This is a genomic window from Paenibacillus sp. Y568, from assembly GCF_059445545.1.
In genome coordinates, this window is sequence record NZ_JCAIUM010000018.1 from 105,122 (window position 1) to 116,691 (window position 11,570).

Sequence of the window (11,570 nt, forward strand, 5' to 3'; positions counted from 1 at the left end):
TAGACCATGAGCTTTAAGCATATTGGTGCAAACCTGAATAATCATAATATATCATCTAACAACGCATTGAGTGTCAATAGAGTATCGAAGCATGAAATAGCAGTCATCGGAATTAGCGGTATGTTTGCAGGTGCTGAGGATGTAAATCAGTACTGGGAGATGTTACGCAGTGGAACCGATTGTAATCGTGAATTCCCGATTGAACGTCATGCCGATGTTGAAGAATATATGGAATTTTTACGTAACAACGGATTCTCTCAAGAGGGTCTGGAGTACAGTATTGGCGGATTTATGCCGGAAATCGACAAATTTGATCCAGGCTTCTTTCATTTATCACCAAGAGAAGCCGCTCTGATGGAGCCGAAGCAGAAAATGATGTTGCAAACGATGTGGTCGGCTGTGGAAGATGCGGGGTATGGCGGGGATCAAATAAACGGTAGCCGAACGGGTGTGTTTTTAGGTGATAGCAATGATTTCTATGATGGCTATCGGCAGCATTTATTGCTGCAAAATGTTGATGACTATGGTCATTCCGTCACCAGCAACATTCATTCTGTCATGGCAAGCCGAATTGCATATCTGCTTGATTTGAAGGGTCCCGCAATCATGATCGATACGGCTTGTTCCTCAGCGCTAGTCGCCATACATATGGCATGCCAGTCTATCCGTAATCAGGAATGTGATATGGCACTCGCCGGAGGAATTAACATTCTTCTAACTCCCTACAGGGGAGAGAAGCGTTGGGAGATTGGTATCCAAGCAGCTGATGGTCGGGCTAAGACATTTGATGATCGTTCAGACGGAACAGGTTCTGGAGAAGGGGCAGGAGCAGTCCTGTTGAAGCCACTTTATAGGGCGCTACAAGACAATGATATGATCTACGCTGTCATTAAGGGTAGTGCTATTAATCAGGATGGTACTTCTGCTGGTCTTACGACACCTAACGCCGCTGCTCAGGAGCAGTTAATTATTCAGGCATGGCAAGATGCAGATATAGATCCAGAGACCATCTCATATATTGAAGCTCATGGAACTGGAACCAAGCTGGGCGATCCGATTGAAATTAGTGGAATTACACGTGCCTTTTCTAAATTCACGACGAGAAAACAGTTTTGTGCCGTTGGTTCAGTGAAGCCCAACATTGGACATCTGGATAACTGTGCCGGAATTGCGGGCTTTATCAAATGCTTGATGGCCTTAAAGCACAAGGAGCTTCCGCCATCCATACAATTTGAGACACCTAATCGAAAGATATCCTTTGTAGATTCTCCCGTATATGTGAACGACACGCTACAACCTTGGATATCTGGAGAAGGGCCACGGCGCTGTGGGATTAGCGCATTTGGCCTTAGTGGTACAAATTGTCATCTTGTTCTAGAGGAGGCGCCGGATATGACTGATCGATATTCGAGCCATAACAAGAACGGGAAACTCGGTTATCCGCAACTATTCACCGTCTCCGCGCAAAGTGAAGAGGGAATTTGGGAACTGCTTAAGCGATACGAATCGGTAATCCATTCGATAGGCAATAGTCAACCGGACTTGATGAATTTCGAAAATTATTGCTATACGGCTACAACGGGACGGGGTCACTATACTCATCGTTTAGCGATCATAACAGACGGGATAGAAGGGCTGTTAAGCAGAATTAGAAGTTTGATGGATGGGACGTTGATTACAGTTGAGCAGCAGGGCATCTATTACGGTGTTCATAAGAAGGTATCGGATGTGAAACGTTCACGTCAAGTTGGCGAAGTGACAGATCGAGACAAAGCTGAACTGGATGCAGAATCAGATTCTAAAATTCAGCAAGCTCTTATTGATCCGAATGAGAGAGAACCTTTACAAGCTATTGCTCAGCTATACATTCAAGGGGCAACGGTGAAGTGGGAGCTGTTATTTAATAGTCACAAATATAGACGTGTTCAACTACCAACATACCCTTTTCGCAAAGTACGTAGCTGGAATAGCAAGGTGCAAAGCCAACAGGATGAGATCTCCGTACCCGTTAAGAAGATACAGAGGGAGAACCTAAAGCTTGCTGTGGATCACAAGAACTGGCATCCCGTTCTTCACCAGCTAGTCGCTGAAACACCTCAGCTTACCATCTTCGCCACAGATTTTGATGTGAATGATCACTGGGTGTTGAATGAGCACAAGGTTCTAGGAAATTACGTCGTTCCCGGTACGACCTATTTAGAAATGGCAAGGGAAATTGGTTATCGGCTACTAAAGAGCCATTCACTTTTGCTTAGTGGAGTGACCTTTCTTAGTCCTCTCATGGTGAAGCCAGGCGAAACGGTGCATGCACAGATCGTGGCTAAGAATGAAGCAGGAGGAATTTCCTTTTCCATTGTTAGTCGTACCGATCAGAATGCAGACTGGGTTACCCATACGGAAGGTAGTATCAAGGCACTCTCTCCACAGAAGACGGATTCAGAGCAGGGAGTTCTGTCGCTTGAGGCAATAAAGCTTCGTTGCAAGACGGAAAGAGTGATTGATTACGACGATCTTCAAACAGGAGCGATTGATACCGGCCCTCGTTGGAATAATGTCGAGCGGATATTTATCGGTGAGAATGAGGCACTTCTTAAGCTCATGCTACCGGATCCGTATTTGACAGATCTCGATGCTTATACGCTTCATCCTGCGCTTATGGATTGTGCAGCCAATGCGGCTAATGTCGCTTTTGGCGGTGGTACATACCTTCCATATATGTATAAATCCTTTAGCGTATCAGGTCCAACGCCAGCTGTATTTTACAGCTATGTCATTAAAAAGTCGGAGCAGCATGGCGGGGAAACTGAGACATTTGATATTACCATGGCGGACGAAGCTGGCAAGGTGTTTGTACGCATTCATGATTACACGATTAAAAGAGTTGATGATCAAAGAGGTCTAGCTGTTTCTTCAGCAGAATGCTATCAGCCGCGCTGGGTACCTGCTCCGATATCTTTGGCGAATGAGCTACAAGTAACCGGAACGGTACTTATATGGATGGATGATCAGGGCATTGGATCTTCACTATCTGAATTACTTCGATCCAGAGGCAGACATGTCATTGAACTTGTTGAAGGGGAGCAATACAAACAGATAAGTGATGATTCTTATTCTCTATCCTTGAGTGAGGAGCATCTCAATCAGATGTGGGAAGACGTCAGAGAAGCTGGAGTCAGCCACTTCATTTATTTGGGAGCCTTATCTGGCCCAGATCATGCGGATGAGCGAACTGAGCTTGCGCTCCAGATGGAACGTAGCGTATATGGTTTATTTCATCTCGCTAGATCATTTGCCGCAGCCAAATGGAAGCTTCCTCTAGAATGGCTTGTCGTGACATCAGGAGCTGTTGTTGTCGATGGCAAAGAAAGAGTCATTCGTCCATATCATGCTGCAATGGCTGGCTTAGGAAAAGTTCTAAATCAGGAATTCCCTAATCTGCAAGTTAGATGTATGGATATGGATGAAGTGCTTCCTGAAGTAAGTATGGAGCAAGAATTATATGGTCTTCCGGATGAGCGTGATTTTCATGTAGCTTACCGTGATGGAGTTCGCTATGCGCTGGAGATCGCTCCGCTGAAACAGAACACACGCGCAGATCATGAGGTTGTTGTGAAGGCTGGCGGTACGTATTTGATTACAGGTGGTACAGGTGGTATTGGATTAGAACTGGCAAGCTATTTGTCCTCGCTGGCACCTGTTAACCTGATTCTGATCAACCGTTCACTTGTCCCAGAGCGACAAGAATGGCAACGAATCATGGATGCAGGTACAGATCATAAGATGTCAGCTCGAATTACACGGCTTCAAGCGATTGAGAACAATGGCAGTCAGCTTCATTGTTACCGTGCAGATGTGTCCGATGAAGCTGAAATGGTCTCCGTGCTGGAGGAAGTAAGCAGAAACTACGGACCCATCCACGGTGTCATTCATGCTGCAGGTGTTGCTGGGGACGGCATGATATTGCGTAAAGAGGCTGCGGTATTTACAAATGTTCTAGCACCTAAGATTCAAGGAGCCTGGATTCTAGATAAGTATGTAAATTCGGATCATCTCGACTTTTTCGTCTTGCTATCATCCGTTACAGCACTCACTGGAGGACTTGGACAGGGGGATTATACAGCAGCCAATAGCTATCTGGATGCATTCGCACATCATCGTCGTTTGGAGGGTAAGCCAGCATTGTCCATCAATTGGCCTGCTTGGAAAGAAACGGGGATGGCAGTGAATTACGGTGTGCATGATGCGCCCGCCGTGTGGAAATCTCTTGGTACTCACAAGGCCATTCAGTATTTCGATCTATTGTTACACAGTGGAGTACCTCAGGCTATTGCCGGGGAACTCGACATGGAAACGACGGCTAATCTGATTGACCAGCTTCCTTTCCGATTTACCAGCAAGGTGGAGAGTGGGATCAGGCGTAAGCGGGCTATATCCGATCCGCTCCAGTATACGAATCAGGATACACAGGCTGTATTAACCTTAACGGGTAAATCAGAGACTGACGTATCTCCACTGGAACAGCAGGTAGCTCAAATTTGGGCCTCTGTGCTCGGCCTCGAGGAACTGGACGTTTACGAAAGTTTTTATGATATGGGGGGGGATTCGATCCTCGCAGCCCAGCTTTACCGCAAATTGGATCAGCATTTTCCTCAGACAGTGGATATTTCAGATATTTTCAGTTATCCGAGTGTGGTTGAAATGGCCGAGTACTTAGATTCTTTACAGCACAAGGAAATCTCACGGAATAACGTTGTCTCACAGGCAAATGCAGAGCAAGAAATAAATGTGGATGATGAAGTAGATGCTCTTCTTGCGAGGGTCATCAGCGGGGAAATTACGCCGGAGGAAGCAAGTAAATTGGTATCGGAGGGTTAGCATATGCAAATGGTCAAGCAATTTATATTGGAGAAAACAGCAAATAAGCAGTTGTCTCAGCAGGATGCCAAAGCGATGCTCAAGGAGATTACTACCTTCTCGGCACGCAAAGAGCATGAAGATATAGCCATCATTGGCATGGCAGGAAAGTTTCCTGGTGCTGGGAGCATCGAGGAATTCTGGGACAATTTGCAACAGGAGAAAACGGTAATTGGTGATTTTCCTGACAACCGGGCTTATGAGTGGATCGAAGCCTTGAGAAACGATAGTGTCATGGATTTCATGATTGGAAAGTCTCTTCCTGAAGGAACGGATGTAGAGGATATGGTTGGGGGTGTCGGTGGATTCTTGAAAGAAATCGACAAATTTGATGCTCCATTCTTTAAAATTTCTGCTCGTGAAGCTAAATATATTGATCCTGCGCATCGAATGTTCCTTGAAACGGCTTATGAGGCCATCGAAGATGCTGGATATGGTGGAGATCGTATTTATGGAACACAAACTGGCGTATTTGTAGGAAAAGATCATGCGACCTTACCCATGTATCGATTGATGACCGAACCGGACCCTATGCATCTTACCGGATCATGGCCGGGCCTGCTGTCCAGCCGATTATCGTATCTATTTAATTTGAAAGGCCCAAGTGTTGTGTATGATACTGCATGTTCTGCGGGGTTGGTTGCTTTGCATCACGCCTGTCAATCATTACGAAACAAAGAATGTGAGATGGCAGTGATTGGTGGGGTACAGGTGCAGTACATGGCGATGAAAGAAGATAGCGGACCCATGGATTTAGGTATGGTTGAATCGGATAGCAGTCTTGTATGTACGTTCGACAAAGATGCCAACGGTACGGTCTGGAGCGAAGGCATTATTTCAGTCATGCTCAAGCCGTTATCGAAGGCGCTGGCTGATCGTGACCCGATCCATGCTGTTATTAAAGGGAGTGCAATTAATAACGACGGAGCATCTAACGGAATTACAGCTCCCAATGCGAAGGCCCAAGAGGAAGTGATCATGCAAGCTTGGAAGGATGCTGAAGTTGCGGCAGATACGATTCAATATGTTGAAGCCCATGGTACGGGAACGTCGCTAGGGGATCCGATTGAAATTAAAGGACTCACGAATGCGTTCCGCCAATTTACTGATCGGAAGCAGTTCTGTGGAATTGGTTCAGTGAAGACAAACATTGGACATAGCGTAGCAGCTTCTGGACTTGCAGCATTGGTAAAAGTAGTGATGAGCATGAAGCACAAGCAGATTCCAGCAACGATTAATTTTCATGAGCCGAATCCGTATATCAATTTCCCAGAATCGCCGCTTTATGTAAACGATGTGTTATCAGATTGGAATAAGGGAGAGAATCCTCGCCGAGCGGGGATTAGCTCATTTGGCTTCAGCGGTACCAATGCGCATGTCATTCTGGAAGAAGCACCTGAGGTTGGTCGTCAGGAGAATCCTTCCCCAATAGCTGAAACCATCGGGATTCTCACCATTTCAGCTAAGAACGAGCAGGTCCTCAATGATTACGTTAAGCGATATCAAGATTTCTTCGCACGTAATCCTGAGGTAGATCTAGGCAACGCCTGCTTTACTTCAAATACAGGTAGAGGACATTATACACATCGGGTTGCACTGAAGGCTCGCTCGGTTGCAGAGCTTCAGCAACAATTAAAGCGTTTGGTTGACGAAGGACTGTATTCAAGAGAAGAGGAGGGTATCTATTACGCTCTTCATCAAATCGTCTCTGTGAACCAAAGTACATTGGAAGCAGGAACGATCACAGCAGCAGAGCTGAAGCGCCTCTCAACAGCAACACGTTCACGACTTGAACAATCCGTATCCTCTTTTGATGAGGATCCAATACTCGCGGCAGACTTATGCCGTAACTATGTTAAAGGGGCTGATCCTCATTGGGAAGAAGCGCATAGAAATCAACATCGATCCAGAGTTCAAATCCCAAGTTACCCACTGGAAAGAATACGGACATGGGCATCGCCAAAAGTATTCCAACAGCATGAGGTATCACAAAGTAAGAAAACCCGCCTACATCCGCTTCTGGACCGGAAGCTGGTGGATTCGCTTGATCAGAGCATTTTTGAGAGTGATCTAAGTATCGAAACGCATTGGATGCTCAAGGAGCATCAGTTCATGGGTACTTCAATCATACCTGGTGTAACGTATGTAGAGTGGGGAAGAGAGGCATGTTCTTCTGTACTAGGAACGTCACGCCTCGAACTTAGAGATATTTATTTTATGACACCACTGGTGATTACAGGGGATGAAGTTAAAAAAGTACAGGCGATCGTGAAAAAGGAACAGGGATTTGTGAAGTTTATTATTGCTAGTAAGTCCGGCATGGATGAAGACCAATGGGTCATCCATTCGGAAGGTAAGGCTTATCCTATTGAAGCATCTACTGACCGCGTGTTAGATATTAACGAAGTTCGTGCAAGAATGACCATCGATAAGCCAATTGGAGCGTTTAATCCAGAGGCCAAAAGTTTCTACCTCGGCTATCATTGGGATAATCTCGTTGAAGCACAGACGAATGAAGACGAGAGTGAAGTGCTCTTGAAGCTGAGGCTGAGAGACGAGTATGTAGGAGAAATGGAGCAATTTCATTTCCATCCATCCATTCTTGATAATGCTGTAAATCCGATGATTAAATTTCTCGATGATGTATATCTTCCATTTGCCTTCAAGCAGTTCGATATCTACGGACGGATGCCGGAGACGTTATATAGCTATTTCCGCAAGAAAGGCGGAGATACCAAGGGTAAAGCAACGATATCCTATGATATTACGCTCACGGGCACAGACGGACGGATTATTGCGGAGATTCAAGACTATTCGATTAAGCGAATGGGAGCTATGGAACAAATGAAGTTCCGAATGGAGAATCAAGGGAATAATCATCTTCATCAGACTCGCTGGGTATCCGACCCACTACCAGTAGAGAAGGAGACTTCTACGCATTCAAGTATACTGGTACTCAAGGATAGGAAGGGTCGGACAGATGCACTGGTGGAGAGATTCAGGGCATCTAATGTAGAAGTGATTGAAGTGGATAGCGGCGAATCCTTCCGCGAAATTTCGAGTCATCATTATGTTATTTCGGATCAAGGTGCTGACTATGAGCAATTGATTACTGCGGTACGCAGCATTCCTTTTACCCAAATCCTTCATGCGTTTACGTTAACTGATGGAGAGCCAGTAGCATCAGCCAGCGAGCTATCTGAGCATTTGAATAGCGGCGTATACAGTTTATTCCACCTCACAAGAGCACTCCTCGCTGGAAAAATAGGTCGAGCGCTCGATCTTGTACTCCTCACAGAGTATATGGATGAAGTAACGGGTAAAGAGGCAAGAATTGAACCACATAACGCAGCGCTTATGGGACTTGGAAAAGTGCTTCGTGATGAATATGGAACCATCGCAGCTCGGAGCATTGATGTTGATGATGCGACTTCATTAGATCTATTACGGAGTGAAATCAATACAGCAACGGAAGTTAGTGCGGTGATCTATCGTGAAGGAATACGGTATGTGCAGGAGTTTAGTCGACTTAGCTTCGAAGAATTTGAAGAAGCTCCCGTGGAGCTGAAGGAAGACGGAATTTACCTGATCACCGGAGGTACTGGGGGTCTTGGGCTAGAAATGGCAAAGTATTTGGCAGGCAAGAAGCCAGTACGGATCGCCCTCATCAATCGAACTGAGCTTCCGCCTAGAGAACAGTGGGAAGCCTTAGTGGCCGAAGGGAATTCTAAGCTAGCAGTCAAGCTACAGAATATTCTGGCTGTTGAGCAAATGGGCTCAGAAGTGATATGTCTGGCTGTTGACGTTGCTGATCCTGTGCAAATGAAGCATGCCATCGATGGCATTCATGAACAATACGGACGTATTAATGGAATCATTCATGCCGCAGGAGTTGCAGGCGATGGCTTTATTATTATGAAGGAGGTACAGACCTTTACGAATGTTCTGCGTCCGAAGTTGGAAGGAACATGGATACTTGATCAGTTGACCACGGAAGATCAACCAGACTTCTTTATCTCCTTCTCATCCATCGCTTCTCTCTTGGGTGGACCAGGTCAAGGTGATTACACGGCGGCTAACAGCTACCTTGATGCCTTTACGGCTTATCGAAATCGCAAAGGGTTACGTACGATTTCAATTAATTGGCCAACTTGGAAAGAAACAGGGATGGCAGTGGAATATGGTACGGCACATGAAGAAGGCCTGTTCCTGCCGATTACGACTGCTCATGCCATTGAGATTATGGAGGGAGTTCTGAGTTTCAAGGTAACTCGTTTACTGCCAGGTGAAGTGAATTTCCCAGCCATTATTCGCTCGGATTCGACGCTACCTTTCAAAGTATCAAAGGATATCATGGCACAGCTCGATAAGCATTCACGTGCCTTTGTGAACAAAAACACGGCGCAAATGAAGAAGGCATCTCCAAAAGATGTTCAAATTAAAGGTAAAGATTCCTATACTGAGACCGAGACTCGGCTTGCCCAGTTATGGTCAGCGGCATTGGATCTGGAAGAAGTAAATGTATTTGACCAGTTTAATGATTTAGGTGGAGATTCGATTCTCTCCATTCAATTGTTTAAGGAAATAAATACCGCCTATCCGGGTATGATGGAAGTTTCGGACATTTTTACGTATTCATCGATCGTAGAACAGGCGAAATATATCGATTCACAACAGCAACCTGAGGCTGTAAATGATGAGCTGTTGATGGGTATGCTGGATGCATTAGCTCAAGGCGAAGCTACGATTGAGGATGGAATGGCGGTGGTTGCTTCAGAAGGGGGGAGTCCAGAATGAAGGAACAAGAATCGTTAAAAGTATTCATTTTGGAGTGTGTACGAAACCAGTCCTTATCCAAGGAGTCAGCCTTTCTGATCCTTAAATCATTAAGTAATGCTGTAAACATGGATGAAGTAGACAGCGCGTTGGACGCGTGCAGTGGCCAGTCTAAAGAAGTAACGGATGTGCAGGAATACTGGATGCATCTTACGCAGCAACGAAGAAAGCTATCCGCGAAGCGCCCACATCGTCAACTTCAGGGACCTACAGTGGAGGCAATACCCCATGGTCCAATGGGCTCGAATTGCTACCTGGTAGTAAGTGATGGAGAAGGGGTCATTATTGACCCCGGTTCCTCTTTTGATAAAATATGGCCAGTCGTTGAAAAGAGCGGAGCGAAGATCAAGTATATATTTATCACTCACGGACATTTCGATCATATGGGATCGATGGAGGAGCTAAAGGCGGCAACAGGGGCTTCTATCGTACTTCACCGTCAAGATGAGCCCGCATTATCTCAATCGGTATTAAACGGTTCCTTCCTATTCTCGCAAATCCGAACATTCCGTCCCATTGATATCACGGTTGGCGGAGGTGAGACGTTTAAGGTGGGTGGATATGAATATGAGATTGTTCATACACCAGGTCATACGATCGGTAGTATATGTATTCGAATGAATGCTCAGCTATTTTCTGGCGATATGCTGTTTAGCCAAAATGATGAGCATGTAGGGCCCATTACAGGTGATGCATTTGAACTGATGAGATCTTATCAGAAGCTGTGCAGCCGGATGAAGGGAGATATACTTGTTTATCCGGGCCACGGCACACCGTTCTGGGTAGATGATCACTTGAAGGCGGCCTACATGGAAACGAAGTTTGAAGTTCAAAGGGAGGGACCTGCATGACGCAGCAATTCTCATTGAAGCAGGATCTAGAGGTTTACTGTCTTCACCTTCCCGAAAGGCTAAATTCTAGAACATTTGAAGCACTTCTTCGTTATGTATCTTTGGAGAAAAGACGGCAAATATGTCGATTTAGGTTTCCAGAGGATGCTCGCAGGTCCCTCTTCAGTGATTTAATGATTCGGAGAATTATCCAGGAGAAGCTTCATTTGTCAGGGAATCAGATTAGGTTTGAATTTAACGATTATGGCAAGCCGAGTCTTAAGGACGTACCAGACTTCCAATTCAATCTATCTCATTCTGGAGATTGGATTGTCTGTGCTACTTCCTCACAGCCGATCGGGATCGACATTGAGCTGATTCAGCCAATTGATATCGAGATTGCCAAACGATTTTTTGCACGAGTTGAATACGATCAACTAATGAAGCAACTGGAACACATGCGAGAAGCCTATTTCTATGAGCTGTGGACACTAAAAGAAAGCTATATAAAAGCGGTAGGAATGGGCCTATCTCTACCACTTGATGGTTTCAGTGTAGTTCCAATGTCCAAGAATGATATCCAATTCATCGGAGGAGAGGAAGTACCTGTTCATCATTTTAAGCAATATGATCTAGATCCGGCATACCGTATGGCTGTGTGTGCGCAAAGTTCAGAGCTTCCGGAGCTTACGATGATGCTGGATTGGAGAGAGGTATATGGTACTCTAACTGCCGCTTCATGTTCTTAAATTTGATGATGATCGCATATTAAAAGGGGAGGTCTACAGTCCAATTGGTCATAGCCCCGTCAAGTAGACAGTAATAAAAGAGAGTGTTAAGCAGCGATCGCTTCACGGTATTCTACCAGGGAGAGGTCGCCTAATTTTTTCTGGAATCGCTCTTTATTGTAGTATTCGATGTGTTCTGCAATGAGTTTTCGAGCACTTTCCTCGCTATCTGGCTTCTGCAAATAAAGTTTTTCCGTTTTAA

At 45.4% G+C, this 11,570-nt stretch carries 5 protein-coding genes; 4 read left to right on the forward strand and 1 reads right to left on the reverse strand.

Translation table 11 applies throughout. The annotated features are described in order from the left end of the window. Window positions 1-6 precede the first annotated feature (6 nt). The 4 genes from AC1D7X_RS21310 to AC1D7X_RS21325 are packed head-to-tail and all read left to right on the forward strand — an operon-like array spanning window position 7 to window position 11,329. Window positions 7-4,875 (forward strand): type I polyketide synthase, encoded by a 4,869-nt coding sequence (locus AC1D7X_RS21310; RefSeq protein WP_495476084.1) that lies wholly within the window; start codon window positions 7-9, stop codon window positions 4,873-4,875. Between the two features lie 3 nt (window positions 4,876-4,878). Then, complete coding sequence (locus AC1D7X_RS21315) at window positions 4,879-9,711, forward strand: type I polyketide synthase (protein WP_495476085.1); 4,833 nt, start codon at window positions 4,879-4,881, stop codon at window positions 9,709-9,711. After that, on the forward strand, window positions 9,708-10,601 hold the full coding sequence (locus AC1D7X_RS21320; protein WP_495476086.1) for an MBL fold metallo-hydrolase: 894 nt from the start codon (window positions 9,708-9,710) through the stop codon (window positions 10,599-10,601). Before AC1D7X_RS21315 ends, AC1D7X_RS21320 begins: the two co-directional genes overlap by 4 nt. After that, on the forward strand, window positions 10,598-11,329 hold the full coding sequence (locus AC1D7X_RS21325; RefSeq protein WP_495476087.1) for a 4'-phosphopantetheinyl transferase family protein: 732 nt from the start codon (window positions 10,598-10,600) through the stop codon (window positions 11,327-11,329). The genes AC1D7X_RS21320 and AC1D7X_RS21325 overlap by 4 nt, the downstream gene beginning before the upstream one ends. A gap of 86 nt (window positions 11,330-11,415) precedes the next feature. Here AC1D7X_RS21325 and AC1D7X_RS21330 read toward each other — a convergent pair. Continuing rightward, window positions 11,416-11,570: IS3 family transposase (locus AC1D7X_RS21330; RefSeq protein WP_495476091.1), on the reverse strand; the 155-nt coding region annotated here is incomplete at its 5' end.